Origin of the sequence: Lentzea sp. NPDC020367 (genome assembly GCF_044387305.1) — a bacterium.
Lineage (GTDB): Bacteria > Actinomycetota > Actinomycetes > Mycobacteriales > Pseudonocardiaceae > Lentzea.
In genome coordinates this window covers 274,326-290,459 of sequence record NZ_JBIRVV010000002.1, presented here as the reverse complement: position 1 = coordinate 290,459, position 16,134 = coordinate 274,326, and the positions used below count along the sequence as shown (strand labels likewise).

The window sequence follows — 16,134 nt, the reverse complement described above, 5'->3', positions numbered from 1 at the left end:
AGCATGGGGATGTGGGATCTAAATCCACTCAGCGGAACATCACGGGTAGTTGGCCAGGTAAGCCTCGGTAGAACCGGCGGTCACCCGTCCACCCGAGTTGTTGATGATGCGCTCGATGGTTCCCTTGCCGCCCAACGAGATCGTCACCATGCTGTGGAACTTGACGCCCGGGGTGTTCGGCACCTCGAACGCCCGGTCGGCCACCACGCTCGGGTTGGCGTTGGCGAAGATGTAACTGCCCAGGCCCCACGCCTCGTGCGTCGTGACGTTGTTGGCGACCTTGTACGCCGCGTAGCCGCGGGTCGAGCCGTTCATCCACGCCGCCTGGTTGGGCGCCTCGTACGGCATCTCGTTCTGGTAGAAGTACGTCCGGCCGCCCTGGCCGTTCCAGATGGTCTGGTACTTCTGGTAGTGCTCGACGAACAGGCCGTACATCGTCACGTTGTTGCCGTTGACGATCAGGCCGGTGTCCGCCCGGTTCACGTCCCAGCCGACGCCGACGGAGTGGTCACCCCGCCACAACCACAGGTGGTCGCCGATCACGTTGTGGCTGTTGACCACCAACGAGGTCGTGGCCCGCCCGATGGCCGAACCGCCGATGCGCACGTAGAAGTCGTGCAGCGACGTCGGGTTGGCCGAGTGGTTGGCGTTGCTGCCCGGCGCGCCGATCTGCGCCAGCAGCGGCGAGTTGGTCGGGGCCGCGTCCAGCAGCAGACCGGCGATCTTCACACCGTCCACATCGGCCACGTCGAGCGCCAGGTTGCCGTTGGTGGGCATGACGGTCGCGAGACCGAGGCCCATCACGACGGTGTCGGGCCGGGTGACGCGGATGGGCTCCGAGACCTGGTGGACGCCCGGCGTGAGCAGCAGGTGCTTGCCGGCCGCGAGCTGCGCGTTCATCGTCGCCGCCGAGGTGCCCGGCTTCGCGATGTAGAACTGCGACAGCGGGATGTTCGTGCCCTGCTGGTTGCCAGAGGCCCAGGTGGTGCCGCTGGTGTTGGAGCGCAGCGCCGGGACGAACACGTTGTAGTTGCCGCTGCCGTCGACGTTCAGGAACGGCTTCTCCCGCACGACGGGGGTCTGCGCGACGGTCGTGTACGGCGGCTCCGGGAACGTGTTCTGCGGTGCGTTGCGGGCACCGACGAACACCATGTTCCAGTTCTCACCGGTCCACGAACCCCACTCGGTGTTGCGCGACAGCCACTGCTGCTGCGAACCGGAGCGGACCTGGCCCGTGACCACGGAGTCGGCGAGGAAACCACCGCTCGACCAGCCGTTGTCGTCGAGCTGCATGTTGCCGTAGGTCTTCGTGCGGCGCATCGCGGACGCCTGCGAGACGGCCCACGTGTTCGTGCCCGACGGCGGCCGGATCGCGAGGTTCTCCGCGCCACGCCAGAAGTTGTGCGTCGCGTTGCCCTCGAACCAGTCGGCCTCGACGTGCACCTGGCCGTTGATCGTCACGCCGTCCGGCAGCAGGCCCAGGCCGAGGACCTGGGTGAAGAAGCCGATGTTGACGTCGACGTTGTAGTTGCCGGGCTTGAACATGATCGCGAACCGGCGCGCGTCGTACTGACCCTCTTCCTGCTGACGGAAGACGTCGTTGAGCCGCGCCTGGATCGTGGCGGAGGACATCGACGGGTCGAAGACGAGCACGTTCGGGCCGAAGTCGGGCTGGCCCGGCTGCTGCGTGCCGCCGGTGAGGCGGAAGAGCTGTGCGTTGGTCCCGTTGCAGGTGTACTGGACCAACTGGACGTCACCGGTCGACGCGCCGGGCACGTCGAGGCACTTGGCGCTGTTGCGGTTCACGAACCGGTAGGTGTCCGTGCCGACGGCCTCAGCGCGCCATTGCTGGTTGTTCGCGCTGAACGACTGCCACATGTGGACCGCCGCGTTGTCCGCGGTCGACACGTTCGAGACGTCCCAGACCTGGCCGTCGCCGACCGTGTAGTAGCCGTCGCTCGTGGGCGTGAAGGTCCAGGTCTGTCCAGAGCATCCTTGTTGGCGGAGCTGTGCGCCGTTGGCCGTTCCCAGCGACTCCACGCACTTTCCGCTGCCGACGTTCGTCACTTGATAAGCGGTTCCGGGCACCACGTCGGCCTGCGCCGCGACCGTCCACACAGGAACGATCGCTGCTGCCGCCAACGCTGCCACCAGCAGGGGGGTTCTCACGGTCACAGGGTGGGGGTGGTTTGTTGCAACCGTCAACGAACCTAACTGTTTCCGGTCCCGTTCCGGTATTGACAAAATATTTTGTCAAATGAGACCGTGCTATGCGTGGAGCTGTCGCCGTTGCGCAGATCGCTGCTGGAGCTGCTGAGATCGCCCGCCTCGGCGACGCAGCTCGCGGCGGTCCTCGACCTGCCCCGGCAGCGCGTCAACTACCACGTGCGAGCCCTGGAGCAGGCAGGACTGGTCGAACTCGTCGAGGAACGCCAGCGCCGTGGCTGTGTCGAACGCGTGCTGCGGGCGAAGCCCGGCCGGGAGATCGCCGCCGACGTCCAAGATCAGTTCGCCGCGACGCACCTCATGTCCGTCGCCGAGGACACCGCTCGCGACGTCGAGCGGATGTCGAGCGCCGCGGCCGATGCGGGAAAGCGCTTGCTCACGTTCACGGTGGAGACGACGGTCCGCTTCGGCGCGCCCGGCGCCGTCCACGAGTTCACCAGCGACCTGGCCGAAGCGGTGCGGCAGATCGCGCTGAGGTACGACACCGAGGCAGGCCGCCCGTACCGGGTGGTCGCGATGGGCCATCCCGGAGCAGCAGATGAGTGACGAGGGCGTGCGGATCGAGATCACCGTGGCCGCACCGGTCGACGAGGTGTGGCAGTCGTTCCGAGACAAGGAGAAGCTGCGCCACTGGCACGGCTGGGACATCCCGGAGCTCGACGCCGAGATCGACCACATCTACTTCCAGAACGCGGAGGAGGACGGCACGACGCTGATCGTGCACAACCACGACACGTTCGCCCTCACGCCCGTTCCCGAGGGCACCCGCGTCGTGCTGACCCGCGCGCCCAAGGGCACCTCGCCCGAGTGGGACGACTACTACGAGGACATCACCGAAGGCTGGATCACGTTCCTGCACCAGCTGAAGTTCGCGCACGAGTTCCACCCCGGCGAGAAGCGCCGAACGCTGTTCTGGCCGGCCGTGGCCGATCTCGGCGTCGAGGGGAAGCCGTTCTTCGAGTCGGCGAACCAGCGCGGCGTCGTCGTCGAGGAGTGGGGCCCCGGGCTGCTCGTCACCAGCGACAAGATGACCGTCGTGACGACCTACGGGTTCTCCGACGCCGAGCTGGAGGAACTGCGCGGCAAGGGGCCTCAGCTGGAGGCGGACCCGAAGTAGGTCGTCAGGAAGTCGTTGCGGAAGACGCCTTTCGGGTCGTGCTCGCGCAGCAACGCCCGGAAGGCGTCCCACTGCGGGTAGCGGGCGGCCAGCAGCGCCGGCGGCACGGTGAAGAGCTTGCCCCAGTGCGGCCGCGGCGCGATGGCCTCCTCCAGCCTGGGCAGGATCCGCAGCACGGCCGGGGTGTTCGGCACCCAGGTGAAGTGGATCGCCAGGCTGTCGCGGTCGTAGGCGGGGCTGAGCCACTGCGGTTCGCCGTTGACCGTGCGGATCTCGCAGGCCTGCACCAGCGGCGAGATCACGGTGGACATCTCGGCCAGCGCCCGCAACGCCGTCACCGCGCGGGTGCGGGGCACGAAGTACTCGGTCTGCAGCTCCTCGCCGACCGACGGGGTGAACTCGGCGCGGAAGTGCGGCAGGCGCTCGTGCCACGGTCCGGGCACGCCGCCCTGGATCGTGCAGCGGGAGCCGGGCTGGCCGGGCACCGGGTGCGCGGGCTCGGACGCGGGACGGCCGGGGTAGCGGAACTCCTCGTCACCGACGCGGTGCTTGACCCACAGGGTCGCGCTGCCCTGCCAGTCGACGAACGCGCTCACGCTGTACGCGCCGTCGAAGATCTGTTCCAGCTGCACGAGCAGGGTCGTCCACGCGACGTCCTGGTAGACCGTCTGCGCGACCTGGAACGACGGCACCACGTCCAGGGTCACCGTGATGACGACGCCCAGTCCGCCCAGCGACACGGGCGCGCCCGCCGAGCTCAGTTCGACGACCGAGCCGTCCCCGCGCAGCACCTCGACGGACCGCACGGCACCCGCCAGTGAGCGGGAACCCGAGCCGTGGGTGGCGGTCGTGATCGCGCCGGCCACGGTGATGTGCGGCAACGACGGCAGCGTGTGCAGGGCCAGGCCCGCCGCCTCCAGCCGGACGGACAGGTCGGCGAGCGTCATGCCCGCGCTGACCCGGACCGTCTGGCCGGACACCTCGAAGATCTCCGGCATGGCCGAGAGCGACACCAACGTGCCGGTCGTGTCGGCGATCGTGCTGAACGAGTGTCCCGAACCGACGACGTGCACGGCCGATGAACCGCGCACGAGCGCACGCAGGTCTTCGGCCGAGGCCGGGGCCACGGCCTGGGCCGCGGTGAACGTGACGTTGCCAGCCCAGTTGGTCCTCATACAGACACGGTAAGCGCCGACGCCAGCAATCGTCGGGTGTAGGGATCCTGCGGCGCGGCGAACACCGACGTGCCCTCCTCGACCACACGGCCCTGGTGCAGCACCGCGACCCGGTCGGCGAGGTGCTGCACGACGGCCAGGTCGTGGCTGATGAACAGGCACGCGAACCGCAGATCCCGTTGCAGCGAGCGGACCAGGTCCAGCACGCGTGCCTGCACCGTCACGTCCAGCGCGGACGTCGGCTCGTCGGCGATCAGCAGGTCGGGGTCCAGCGCGATGGCCCTCGCGATGCCGACACGCTGGCGTTGTCCACCGGACAACTCGTGCGGGTAGCGGTCGCGCAGGGTGGGGGAGAGCTGCACGGCGTCGAGCAGCGAGTCGACCTTCGCGGCCAGTTCCCCGCCGCGCACCGAGGTGTGCAGCAGCAACGGCTGGGCGATGGATCGAGCGATCGTGGCGCGCGGGTTCAACGACGACAGCGGGTCCTGGAACACCAGCCCGATGCGGCCGCGGTCGGCCTTGCGCAGCGCCGAGACCTCCTTGCCCGCCACGGTGATCCGCCCGGTGTAGCGGGTGAGGCCGGTGATCGCCCCGGCGAGCGACGACTTGCCCGACCCCGACTCGCCGACGAGGCCGAGGGTTTCGCCGCGGCCGATGTCCAGGGACACCTCGGCGACCGCGCGGAACCTGCCGTAGGTGACCGAAACGTCGGACAGCCGCAGCACCGGTTCCTCGGGCTCGCGCGCGGCCAGCTCACGGGAGTCCAGCCGCAGCACCGAGTCGAGCAACGTCCGCGTGTACTCCTGCGCGGGCTGCTCGAACACCTCCCGCACGGGACCGGTCTCCACGACCCGTCCGGCGTTCATCACGACCACCCGGTCCGCCAGGTCCGCGACCACGCCCATGTCGTGCGTGATCAGCAGGATCGCGACCCCGAGCCGGTCGCGCAGGTCCCGCAGCAGCCCGAGGATCTCGGCCTGCACGGTCACGTCCAGCGCGGTCGTCGGTTCGTCGGCGATCAGCAGCGACGGCTCGTTCGCCACGGCCATCGCGATCACCACGCGTTGCAGCTGACCCCCGGACATCTCGTGCGGGTAGGCCTTGAACCGTTCGGGAGGCAGCCCGACGAGCCGCAGCAGTTCCACCGCCCGTGCGCGAGCCTCGGCCCGTGAGACCGCGCGGTGCACTCGTACGGCTTCGACGATCTGGTTGCCGATGGTGAAGACCGGGTTGAGGGCGCTCATGGGTTCCTGGAACACCATGCCCACCGCGTTGCCGCGCACCTCACGCAGTTCGGTGGCGTTCAACGAGTAGAGGTCCCGGCCGTTCAACACCGCGCGCCCGGACACGGAAGCCGTGGGCGGCAGGAGCCCGAGCAACGACATCGCGGTCACGGTCTTGCCGGAACCCGACTCGCCGACCACGGCGAGGACCTCCCCGGCGGTCAGCGAGAACGAGACCTCGCTGACCGCCGGGGAGCCCGAGCCGAAGTCCACCGAGACGTTCTCGACGGACAGCAGCGCACTCACTTCGTGATACCCACCTGCAGGTAGTTCGGGTAGGCGGGGAAGTCGGCGATGTAGAAGTTGCCGACCTTCGAGCCGCGGATGAACGAGTTGCGGGTGTAGATCAGCGGCACGACCGGCGAGTCCTGCAGGATCTTCTTGTCGATCGCCGCCCACTTCTTGCCGGCCTCCGCCGGGTCCACAGTGGACTGCGCCTCCTCGATCAGCTTGTCCACCTCGGGGTTGGAGTAACGCGAGGTGTTGTAGCCGCCCTTGCCGATCTCCGAGGTCGCGAACAGCGGCTGGATGTTCGAGTTCGCGCTGGGGAAGTCCGGCTGCCACGACGACAGGATCAGGTCGTACGTCGGGTTGTCCGAGAGGTTCGTCTCGGTCTCGAACGCGTCGGCCTCCAGCGACCGGATGGTCACCTTGATGTTCGCCCGTGCCAGCGCGGCCTGGATGGCCTCGGCCTTGTCGGTCTGGTTGTTGGACTTGTTCAGCACCAGCGACAGGTTCTCGACGCCGTTCGGGAAACCGGCCTCGGCCAGGAGCGCCTTGGCCTTGTCCGGGTCGCCCTCGGGCTTGGACGGGTAGAGGTCGAACTGCTCGCGGCCCTCGATGCCCTGGGTGATCAGCGTGGAGGCGGTGTCACCGGCCAGCGCGGCCGTGCCCGCCGACGCGACCTGGTAGGCGGCCTTGTTCACCGCGTACTGGAACGCCTGGCGCACCTTGACGTTGTTCAGCGGCGCCTTCTGCGTGTTGAGCGAGAGGAACGCGACCGCGCCCGACTTCGACGTCACCACGCGGGACTTCGCGGACGGGTTGCCCTGCAGCTGCGCGAGCTGGGCGGGGGAGACGAACGACGAGGCGAACGCCGTCTGGTCGTCACCGGAGTCGGCGGCGAGGCGCTGCGAGACGACCGAGGCCTCCTGGCCCAGCTGGAACACGACGGCGTCGGGCAGGCCGGCGCGGACCTGGTCCTTCGCGGGCTCCCAGTTGGTGTTGCGCTTGAGCTTGACCTCGACGCCCTTGGTGTACGTCTCGACCTGGTACGGGCCGGACGCGACGGCGTGCTCGTGGTAGTCGGCCTCGGCGCCCTTGCCCTTCGGCACCGGCGCGAACGCGGGCGTGGAGGCGATCCACGGCCAGTCGCCGTACGGGCGGGTCAGCGTGAAGACGATGGTCTTCTCGTCCGGGGTCTTGATGGAGTCGAGCTCCTTGCCCTCGAACGGGCCCTTGTAGTCACCGCCGCCGAGCAGGTCCTTGTGGTAGCCGAGGCCGCCGCCGAACGCCGGTGCGAACGAGCGCTCGACGCCCCACTTCACGTCCGCGGACGTGATCGGCGTGCCGTCGCTGAACTTCAGGCCGTCCTGCAGCACGAACGTCCAGGTCTTGCCGCCGTCGGAGGTCTTGCCGGTGTCGGAGAGGTCGGGCACGACCTTCGCGGGCTGGCCGACGGCGTTCTGCCAGCCGGTCAGTCTGCGGTGCACCAGGCCGAGCGTCGTGATCGCGAGGCTCTGCGACTTGGCGGGGTCGAGGTTGAGCGTGCGCGACTCGGACAGGATGCGCAGCGTGCCGCCCTTCTCGGGCTTGACCGCGGTGTCACCGGAGGGCTTCTGATCGTTCGCGCCACACGCCGAGACCCCCAGGGCACCGGCGAGCACGATCGCAAGAAGTTTCTTGCTGGACAACGGACTTTCCTCCCTCAGGTGAGCCGTGCTCGCGGATCGAGCACGCCGTAGGACAGGTCGACGACGGCGTTGGCGACGACTACGAGAAAACCTGCGAACAAGGTGCAGCCGAGCAGGGTCGGCAGGTCGCGGGCGTGCACCGCTTCGATGAGCAGGCCGCCCAGGCCCGGCAGGCTGAACACCCGTTCGGTGATCACGGCACCGCCGAGCAGCGACCCGAACTCGATGCCGGTCAGCGTCACGACGGGCAGCAACACGTTGCGCAGCGCGTGTTTGCCGACGACGGTCCGTTCCGGCACGCCCTTGGCCCGTGCGGTGCGGATGAAGTCCTCGCTCATCGTCTCGAGCATCTGCGAGCGGGTGAGCTTGACGTAGTGGGCGCCGTGCGCGAACGCCAGCACGCACCACGGCAGCACCAGCCCCCACGCCCAGCGCACCGGGTCGTCGGCGAACGCGGTGTAGTTGCCGACCGGCACCACGTTGAGCTGGAACCCGAGCACGAGGATCCCGAGCAGCCCCACCAGGTACACCGGCGCGGACACCCCGATCACCGACCCGGCCAGCGCGGCCCGGTCGAACCAGGAGTCCTTGCGCAGCGCGGCGTACACGCCGATCGCCACGCCCACACCGACCCACAGGACCGCGGCACCGATCGCGAGCGAGAACGTCACCGGCAGCCGGTCGCCGATCAGCTCCAGCACGTCGGCGTTCTGCCGGAACGAGTAGCCGAAACACGGTGCGGCGCAGTGGATCGCCGTCGCGCCGGTGCCGAACGTGCGGCCGGTGAAGATGCCGCCGAGGAACGTGAGGAACTGCTGCCACCACGGCTCGTCGAAGCCCATGAACTCCCGCGCCAGCGCGAGGTTCTCCGGCGTGCACGGCTTGCCGCACGCCAGCAGCGCCGGATCCGACGGCACCAGGTAGAACACGACGAACGTGCAGAAGGCGACGATCAGCAGCACGAGCACCATGCCGCCGAGCCGCGTCAGGGCGTACCGGAGGGTCCTCATCGGCGGGTCACCGATCTCGGGTCGAGCGCGTCCCGCAGCCCGTCGCCCGCCGCGTTGAAGCCCCAGGTGACCGCGAACAGCGCGAGACCGGGGAACAGCAGGTAGGCGGGGTCGACGCGGACCCAGTCGATCGCGGCGCTGATGGACCGGCCCCAGCTCGGCGTCGGCGGCAGCACCCCGACGCCGAGGAACGACAGCGCCGCCTCCAGCCCGATCTTGCCCGGCACCGACAACGTTGCCATGACCAGCACGGGACCCCAGAGGTTCGGCAGCAGCTCGGTGCGGAACACCTGCCACGGCGAGGCGCCGAGCACCCGTGCGGCCTTCACGAAGTTGCGTTCCTTCAACGTGAGCACCTGCGCCCGCACGATCCGCGCGGTCGACGGCCAGCCGAAGAACCCGATCACCACGATCAGCAGCAGCGCCCGCGGGAATTCGACCGGCACCACCGCGCCGATCGCGATCATGAACACCAGGTACGGGAAGCCGAGGAAGACGTCGGCGCTCCAGGTGATCACCCGGTCGATCCAGCCGCCCAGGTAGCCGGCGGCGGCGCCGATCAGCACCCCGAGCCCGATCGACACCAGCGTGGCCGCGAGCCCGATCAGGAACGACGTTCGCGCGCCGTGCACCACGATCGCGAACAGGTCGCGTCCGGTCAGCGGCTCCACCCCGAACCAGTGCTCGCCGCTCACCCCGCCGAACGACCCCGCGGGCAGTCCGGACGCGGGATCGAGCGCGGTCGCGTCGTAGGTGTACGGGTCGTGGCCCTCGATGGCGGTGAGGACGTCCGCGAAGATCGCGACCAGGCCGATCACCAGGACGGTGACGGTGCCGGCGAGCGCCCAGCGATCCCGGGCGAGCACCGATCTGATCGCGGCGGGCACGGACCGCGCGACGGGAGTGTGCAACTGCTTGACCTGCTTCTCGGGCGTGTTGATCTGTCGCGGCGCACAGTAAGCCGATCGAGTGACCGAGTCGTCCACGTCCACTGGTTGAGACCGTGTTAACACTATTGCTTCAGTGTTGACTGAAATTAAGTTGCCCGCGGTGGCAAGGTGGGTCCACGTGGACACCGACGTACAACGGCTCCGAGAGATGTCCGGGCTGATCACGCCGATGGCGCTCCGGGTCGCCGTGACCCTGGGACTGCCGGACCGCCTGCGCGACACCCCCGCCACCGCCCACGAACTCGCACCCGAACTCAAGGTCGACCCGCTCGCTCTCGACCTGCTCCTGGCCCACCTGACGACCCTCGGTGTGGCCGAACTGACAGACGCCGGCTACCGCACCACCGACCTCGGCGCGCTGCTCGGCGCCGACGCGGGCAACGGCCTGAACAACCTGCTGCACCACGACTCCGCCGCCGGGCGCGCCGACCTGGCGTTCATCGACCTGATCCACAGCGTCCGCACGGGCGAGGCGGCCTATCCGCTGCGCTACGGCCAGGACTTCTGGACCGACCTGGCCGAGCAGCGGCATCTGCGGGACGCGTTCGACCGGCAGATGACCGACCGCATGCGGGACTGGGTGCCGCAGATCGTCGGGAACTACGACTGGTCGCGGTTCGGCACGCTCGTCGACGTCGGTGGCGGGCACGGCAGCCTGCTCGCCGCGATCCTCACGGCGAACCCGGCGATGCGCGGCCACCTCGTCGAACTCGAGGACACCGCGGCAGGCGCGCGTGCGGTGTTCAGCCTGTACGGCCTCGACGATCGCACCGAGGTGACCGGGGCCAGCTTCTTCGACCCGTTGCCGGCCGGGGCCGACGCCTACCTGCTGTTCGACATCCTGCACGACTGGGACGACGAGCAGGCGCACCGGATCCTGGCCCGGTGCGCCGAGGCGGGCGAACGGGTTCTCGTCGTGGAGTCCCTCGGCGAGAGCACGGAGTTCGACCTGGTGATGCTCGTGCACTTCGGCGGGCGCGACCGAGGGCTCCACGACTTCGAACGGCTGGCGTCGGCGCACGGACTCCGGCTGGAGTCCGTGACTCAGGTGACCGGCGGACGCAGCCTGCTGGAGTTCACTCGCCGAGCGCGGCGATCCGCTCCTGGGCCTCGGCGAGGTCGTCGGAGGTCGGAGCGTCGTCCTGGGTGAGGGCGCGCCGCCAGTAACCGGCGAACTCGATGTCCTTCTTGGACACTCCGAGGCCGACGAAGTGCCTGCGCAGCGCACGAACCGCGGAGGCCTCGCCGCCGAGCCACACCCAGGCCGACGACGGCACCTCGGCCGCCGTCACCACCGAGACCAGGTCCTCCCCGGCGCTGCGGTGAATCCAGCGCACGCCGGGGATGTCCTGTTCCTCCAACGGATCCGCGACCTCGACGAACACCAGTCGCCGCTGTGCTTCGGGAAGCAGTTCCAGCAGCGAGCCGATCGCGGGCAACGCCGTCTCGTCGCCGGCGAACACCAGCAGGTCCGCGGTGCCGAGCGGCCGGGCGTAGTCGCGGGACGGCCCGAACCTGCCGATGACGTCACCGACCTGTGCGTTGGCAGCCCACTTCGACGCAGGCCCGTTGTCGCCGTGCAGCACGAAGTCCACGGTCAGCACGCCGTCGACCAACGACCGGACGGTGAAGCCGCGCATCCACGGCCGTTCGGACTCGGGCATCGCCAGGTAGGCCTGGTACCAGGTGCCGACGTCCGGGGCGTCCGACACGTGCGCCGATCGGCCTGGCTTCGGGAAGAGCAGTTTGAGCTGCTGGTCCGGCCAGGTGCCGATCTCGGACAGGCCGGGACCGGTGAACGTCATCCGCGTCATGCGCGGGGTGACCGGCCGGACGGAGGTGACGGTCAGCAGACTCACGACAGGTACTCCTTCAAGTGCCGGGCGGTCAGGGTGTCCGAAGTGGACACGAGCTCGCCGGGGGTGCCGGAGAAGACGACCTGGCCGCCGTCGTGGCCCGCGCCGGGACCCATGTCGACGATCCAGTCGGCGTGCGCCATCACGGCGAGGTGGTGCTCGATCACGATCACCGTGTTGCCGGCGTCGATCAGCTGGTCCAGCAGCCCGAGCAGCTGATCCACGTCCGCGAGGTGCAGGCCGGACGTCGGTTCGTCCAGCACGTACGTCGAGGCCTTCTCCGCCATGTGGATCGCGAGCTTGAGCCGTTGCCGCTCACCGCCGGACAGCGTGGTCAGCGGCTGGCCGAGCGACAGGTACGACAGACCGACGTCGTGCAAGCGGCTGAGCACCGCGTGGGCCTGGCCGGAGGGGAAGAAGTCACGGGCGTCGGCGACGGACATGCCGAGCACCTCGCTGATGTTCTTGCCCCGCAACGTGTAGCGCAGCACCTCGGGCGTGAACCGCTTGCCCTCGCACTTCTCGCAGACCGTGGCGACACCGGCCATCATCGCGAGGTCGGTGTAGACGAGCCCGATGCCCTTGCAGTTCTCGCACGCGCCCTCGGAGTTCGCGCTGAACAACGCCGCCTTGACCCCGTTGGCCTTCGCGAAAGCGGTTCTGACCGAGTCGAGCAGGCCGGTGTAGGTGGCGGGGTTGGACCGGCGCGAGCCGCGGATCGGCGACTGGTCGACCGTCACGACGTCCGGACCTCTGCGCAGCGAGCCGTGGATGAGCGACGACTTGCCGGAGCCCGCGACGCCGGTGACGACGGTCAGCACGCCGAGCGGCAGGTCGACCGAGACGTCCTTGAGGTTGTTGGTGCGGGCGCCGCTGATCGTCAGGAAACCCCTGGGGGAGCGGAACTCCGAGCGCAGCTTGGCCCGGTGGTCGAGGTGGCGGCCGGTGAGCGTGCCGGACCCGCGCAGGCCCGCCACGTCGCCGGAGTAGCAGAGGTGGCCGCCGCCCGCGCCCGCGCCGGGGCCGAGGTCGACGACGTGGTCGGCGATCTCGATGGTCTCCGGCTTGTGCTCCACGACGAGCACGGTGTTCCCCTTGTCCCGCAGGCGGAGCAGGAGGTCGTTCATCCGCCGGATGTCGTGCGGGTGCAGGCCGACGGTCGGTTCGTCGAACACGTAGGTGATGTCGGTGAGCGAGGAACCCAGGTGCCGCACCATCTTCACGCGCTGCGACTCGCCGCCGGACAGCGTGCCGGACTCGCGGTCGAGCGACAGGTAGCCGAGGCCGATCTCGACCAGTGAGTCGAGCGTGTCGCGCAGGGTGGCGAGCAGCGGCGCGACAGACGGGTCGTCGATGGCGTGCGCGAACTTCGCCAGGTCGCTGATCTGCATCGCGCAGCAGTCCGCGATGTTCACGCCGCGGATCTTGGAGTTGAGCGCGGCCTGGTTGAGACGGGCGCCCATGCAGTCCTGGCAGGTCGCGAAGGTGACGGCCTTGTCGACGAACGCGCGGACGTGCGGCTGCATGGACTCGCGGTCCTTGGACAGGATCGTGCGCTGCAGCTTCGCGATCAGTCCGTCGTAGGTGACGTTGGTGCCGTTGACGTTCAGCTTCGTCGTCGGCTTGTAGAGGAAGTCGTCGAGCTGCTGTTCGGTGAACGTCGAGATCGGCTGGTCGGCGGGGTAGAGGCCGGAGTTCGCGAGCACCTGCCAGTACCAGGTGCCGACGCCGTAGTTCGGGGCGTCGATCGCGCCGTCGTTGAGCGACTTGGACCGGTCGACGATGGCGTCCACGTCGATGGTGGTGACCTTGCCCAAGCCCTCGCAGGCTGGGCACATGCCTTCCGGCAGGTTGAAGCTGAACGCGCCGGACGTGCCGACGTGCGGCTGTCCGAGGCGGCTGAACACGATCCGGAGCATGGTGTGGGCGTCGGTGGCGGTGCCGACGGTGGAGCGGGAGTTCGCGCCCATGCGTTCCTGGTCGACGATGATCGCCGCGCTCAGGTTGTGCAGCGCGTCGACGTCCGGGCGGCCGATCGACGGCATGAACGACTGCAGGAACGCGGTGTAGGTCTCGTTGATCATGCGCTGGGACTCGGCCGCGATCGTGCCGAAGACCAGCGAGGACTTGCCGGAACCGGACACGCCGGTGAAGACGGTCAGGCGGCGCTTGGGGATGTCGAGCGACACGTCCGCGAGGTTGTTGACTCTCGCTCCGCGGACCTGGATCACGTCATGGCTGTCGGCGACAGCGTTCAAGGCTGGCTCCCCCAAAGTGATTCTTTATGCCGTAAAGTATCGACCGGCAAGGTTACTTTACGTCGTAAGGAGTCGCAACCGTGGTCGTCTACGCAGGTCAGGGCGATCCACGCCGTTCCATCGAGTTGCTCTGGCGGGCGTCGGTCGCGGAGAAGCGTTCCGGCCCGAAGCCCGGACTGAGCGTGGACGCGATCGTCGACGCGGCCATCGCGGTCGCCGACGAGCACGGCATGGCGTTCTCGATGCGCGCGGTGGGGGAGCGGCTCGGGCGCACGGCCATGGCGCTCTACACGTACGTGCCGGGCAAGAACGAGCTCGTCGACCTGATGTACGACCGCTCGATGGCCGAGCTGCCGACGTCGTACGAACTGGACGACGGCTGGCGTGCCGCCGTCACGCGGTGGGCGACGGACATGTGGGAGTTCTACGGCCGTCATCCCTGGGTGTTGCAGGTGTCGCAGGCCCGCCCGGTGCTCGGGCCGCACGAGTTCGCGGTGATCGAGGCGCTGGCGGCGATCCTGGTGCCGACCGGCCTGCCCGGTCGCGAACTGCGCGGCATCGTCGGTGCCGTCAACTACTTCGTGCGCGGCGCGGCCCAGACCGTCGCGGAGGCCCGTGCGGCGGGCGGCGCGACCGGGGAGGCCGACGAGGAGTGGTGGTACGCGCGGTCCGCCGTGCTGCTGGAGATCGAGCCTGACCTGGCGAAGAAGTTCCCGATGCTGCATTTGCTGGAGAACGATCGAGAGCCGATCGATCCAGAACTGCCTTATCTGGAGAACGACGCCGTCGAGAACTTTCGTGGCGGATTGAAAGTGTTGCTCGACGGTGTCGAGGGCGCTGTAGCAAAACCGTGACATAGTCCGGACGTTCAGTGCACACGGACTCGATGAGATCGTGCTCATGGTTTTCGGCAGAGTTCTTGTTGCCGTCGCGTGCGCCCTGGTGCTGACGGCGCAGAGCACGGCGGCCGCACCCGCGCAGGACGACGACTACCGCCCCGCGACCATGTCCCTGCGCTACGAAGCCGGTTCGCTGACCGGTGTGGTGCACGCGCCCCGCACGATCGTCGGCGTGCGGCCGGTGGTGTTCAACGTCCGCGGATCCGATGTGTACGCGCAGGAACTGGCGCGGCAGGGGTTCGTGGTGGTGCTGGTGGACGACCGGTTCTCGATGGACCGGCACCGCGAGCTGTGGCGCGCGATCGGTACGGGACTGCTGGCGGAGCGGTTCGGGAGGTTCGCGGGCCACCTCGCTGTGGCAGAACCGTGACAGCTCCCTCACAGGACCACCACAAGTTCCGGGTGAGATCAGCACATGGCAATCGGAAAAGCCGCGGCCGCCGTCGTGATGGCGATGGTGCTGGCCGCGCCGACCACCTCTGCGGCCCCCGAGCACGGCTCCGGCATCAGGAAGGTCGAGTACTCGCTCGGTGACCGGGCCTTTCAAGTGCCCGGCTTTCACACCGAACCGGACGGACCCGTCGCGGATCTCGAGCTCACCGCGGTCGTGCACGCGCCGCGCACGCTCGTCGGCAAACGCCCGTTGGTGCTGCTCGCGCACGGTTACTGGAAGCCGTGCGCCGACGACCAGTGGAAGTGGCCTTGTCCTGCCGGGGACGCGTTCCCGAGCTACCGCGGGTACGACTACCTCGCCGAGGAGTTGGCGCGGCAGGGTTTCGTGGTCGTGTCGGTGAGCGTGAACGGCGTCAACGCGGGCGAGATGGGCGAGATCGCGGACGTGGCCAGGGCGGCGGTGATGAGCAGGCACCTGGAGCTGTGGCGCGATCTCAACGACGGCAAGGGCCCGCTGAAGCTGCCGGGGTTCCGCGGGCACGTCGACCTCACGAACGTCGGCACGCTCGGACACTCGCGCGGCGGCCGTGGCGCCGTCTACCAGGCGTCGGACAAGCACGCGGGCGAACTGCCGACAGGGGTGAAGATCAAGGCCGTGCTCCCGCTCGCACCCGCCGACTACTACGCGCCGGACCCGGAGGCGCCGGAGAACCTCGACTACCGCATCACCAGGACGCCGTTCGCCGTCCTGACCGGCAGCTGCGACGGCGCCGTCAACGGCGGCACGTACATCGACAACGCCAAGGGCCGCAACGTCGTCCCGATCCACAAGGTCACGCCGAGGAACGCCAACCACAACTACTTCAACACTGAGTGGTCCTACGACAACGACAGCACCTGCCCGGCCGCCGTGCTGACCCCTGAGCAGCAACGTGGGATCGCGACCACGTACGTCCCGGCGTTCTTCCAGCAGTACCTCAACGGCCGGCGGAACCCGATCGTCAGCAAGGGTTTTCCCGGCGTCGACGTCGTGACGCATCAACCGATCGGCTAA

The 16,134-nt window shown here is 68.7% G+C and carries 14 protein-coding genes; 6 read left to right on the top strand and 8 right to left on the bottom strand.

Features of this window, described 5'->3' with window-relative positions; genetic code table 11:
* Positions 1–39 precede the first annotated feature (39 nt).
* The gene (locus ACH413_RS08405) at positions 40–2,169 is read right to left on the bottom strand and encodes an RICIN domain-containing protein (RefSeq protein ID WP_360033240.1); all 2,130 of its coding nucleotides are present in this window, start codon (positions 2,167–2,169) and stop codon (positions 40–42) included.
* Positions 2,170–2,274: 105 nt separating this feature from the next.
* On the opposite strand from ACH413_RS08405, the gene ACH413_RS08400 reads away from it, so the two are divergent.
* On the top strand, positions 2,275–2,772 hold the full coding sequence (locus tag ACH413_RS08400) for a helix-turn-helix domain-containing protein (protein ID WP_360033243.1): 498 nt from the start codon (positions 2,275–2,277) through the stop codon (positions 2,770–2,772).
* Positions 2,765–3,343, top strand: coding sequence for an SRPBCC domain-containing protein (locus tag ACH413_RS08395; protein WP_360033246.1), 579 nt, complete (start codon positions 2,765–2,767; stop codon positions 3,341–3,343). Before ACH413_RS08400 ends, ACH413_RS08395 begins: the two co-directional genes overlap by 8 nt.
* Here ACH413_RS08395 and ACH413_RS08390 read toward each other — a convergent pair.
* Genes ACH413_RS08390 through ACH413_RS08370 form a run of 5 tightly spaced genes read right to left on the bottom strand, consistent with a single transcriptional unit; the run spans position 3,319 to position 9,590 of the window.
* Positions 3,319–4,518 carry an FAD-binding protein gene (locus tag ACH413_RS08390; protein ID WP_360033249.1) on the bottom strand — a complete coding sequence of 400 codons (1,200 nt, stop codon included), beginning with the start codon at positions 4,516–4,518 and terminating at the stop codon, positions 3,319–3,321. The genes ACH413_RS08395 and ACH413_RS08390 overlap by 25 nt on opposite strands.
* Complete coding sequence (locus tag ACH413_RS08385; RefSeq protein ID WP_360033252.1) at positions 4,515–6,047, bottom strand: ABC transporter ATP-binding protein; 1,533 nt, start codon at positions 6,045–6,047, stop codon at positions 4,515–4,517. The genes ACH413_RS08390 and ACH413_RS08385 overlap by 4 nt, the downstream gene beginning before the upstream one ends.
* Positions 6,044–7,714: an ABC transporter substrate-binding protein gene (locus tag ACH413_RS08380; RefSeq protein ID WP_360033255.1), complete on the bottom strand. Its 1,671-nt coding sequence runs from the start codon at positions 7,712–7,714 to the stop codon at positions 6,044–6,046. The genes ACH413_RS08385 and ACH413_RS08380 overlap by 4 nt, the downstream gene beginning before the upstream one ends.
* Positions 7,715–7,728: 14 nt before the next feature.
* Positions 7,729–8,724 carry an ABC transporter permease gene (locus tag ACH413_RS08375; protein ID WP_360033258.1) on the bottom strand — a complete coding sequence of 332 codons (996 nt, stop codon included), beginning with the start codon at positions 8,722–8,724 and terminating at the stop codon, positions 7,729–7,731.
* Entirely contained in the window at positions 8,721–9,590 is an 870-nt protein-coding gene (locus tag ACH413_RS08370; protein ID WP_360033835.1) for an ABC transporter permease, read from the bottom strand. The genes ACH413_RS08375 and ACH413_RS08370 overlap by 4 nt, the downstream gene beginning before the upstream one ends.
* Positions 9,591–9,792: 202 nt before the next feature.
* On the opposite strand from ACH413_RS08370, the gene ACH413_RS08365 reads away from it, so the two are divergent.
* Positions 9,793–10,824, top strand: coding sequence for a methyltransferase (locus ACH413_RS08365; protein WP_360033261.1), 1,032 nt, complete (start codon positions 9,793–9,795; stop codon positions 10,822–10,824).
* Here ACH413_RS08365 and ACH413_RS08360 read toward each other — a convergent pair.
* A complete protein-coding gene (locus ACH413_RS08360; RefSeq protein WP_360033264.1) occupies positions 10,751–11,533 on the bottom strand; it encodes a siderophore-interacting protein in 783 nt (260 codons plus the stop codon). The two genes, ACH413_RS08365 and ACH413_RS08360, sit on opposite strands and share 74 nt — an antisense overlap.
* The gene (locus tag ACH413_RS08355) at positions 11,530–13,788 is read right to left on the bottom strand and encodes an excinuclease ABC subunit UvrA (RefSeq protein WP_360033267.1); all 2,259 of its coding nucleotides are present in this window, start codon (positions 13,786–13,788) and stop codon (positions 11,530–11,532) included. The genes ACH413_RS08360 and ACH413_RS08355 overlap by 4 nt, the downstream gene beginning before the upstream one ends.
* 80 nt (positions 13,789–13,868) lie before the next feature.
* Between ACH413_RS08355 and ACH413_RS08350 the strand changes: the two genes are divergently transcribed.
* Genes ACH413_RS08350 through ACH413_RS08340 form a run of 3 tightly spaced genes read left to right on the top strand, consistent with a single transcriptional unit; the run spans position 13,869 to position 16,134 of the window.
* Positions 13,869–14,642 carry a TetR/AcrR family transcriptional regulator C-terminal domain-containing protein gene (locus ACH413_RS08350; RefSeq protein ID WP_360033270.1) on the top strand — a complete coding sequence of 258 codons (774 nt, stop codon included), beginning with the start codon at positions 13,869–13,871 and terminating at the stop codon, positions 14,640–14,642.
* A gap of 46 nt (positions 14,643–14,688) precedes the next feature.
* Positions 14,689–15,057 carry a hypothetical protein gene (locus tag ACH413_RS08345; protein WP_360033273.1) on the top strand — a complete coding sequence of 123 codons (369 nt, stop codon included), beginning with the start codon at positions 14,689–14,691 and terminating at the stop codon, positions 15,055–15,057.
* Between the two features lie 45 nt (positions 15,058–15,102).
* The gene (locus ACH413_RS08340) at positions 15,103–16,134 is read left to right on the top strand and encodes a hypothetical protein (protein ID WP_360033276.1); all 1,032 of its coding nucleotides are present in this window, start codon (positions 15,103–15,105) and stop codon (positions 16,132–16,134) included.

Excerpts from the sequence above, each read along its gene's own strand:
- ACH413_RS08395 (WP_360033246.1), top strand. The coding sequence starts at position 2,765 with ATGAGTGACGAGGGCGTGCGGATCGAGATCACCGTGGCCGCACCGGTC.
- ACH413_RS08390 (WP_360033249.1), bottom strand. The coding sequence starts at position 4,518 with ATGAGGACCAACTGGGCTGGCAACGTCACGTTCACCGCGGCCCAGGCC.
- ACH413_RS08375 (WP_360033258.1), bottom strand. The coding sequence starts at position 8,724 with ATGAGGACCCTCCGGTACGCCCTGACGCGGCTCGGCGGCATGGTGCTC.
- ACH413_RS08345 (WP_360033273.1), top strand. The coding sequence starts at position 14,689 with ATGGTTTTCGGCAGAGTTCTTGTTGCCGTCGCGTGCGCCCTGGTGCTG.
- ACH413_RS08340 (WP_360033276.1), top strand. The coding sequence starts at position 15,103 with ATGGCAATCGGAAAAGCCGCGGCCGCCGTCGTGATGGCGATGGTGCTG.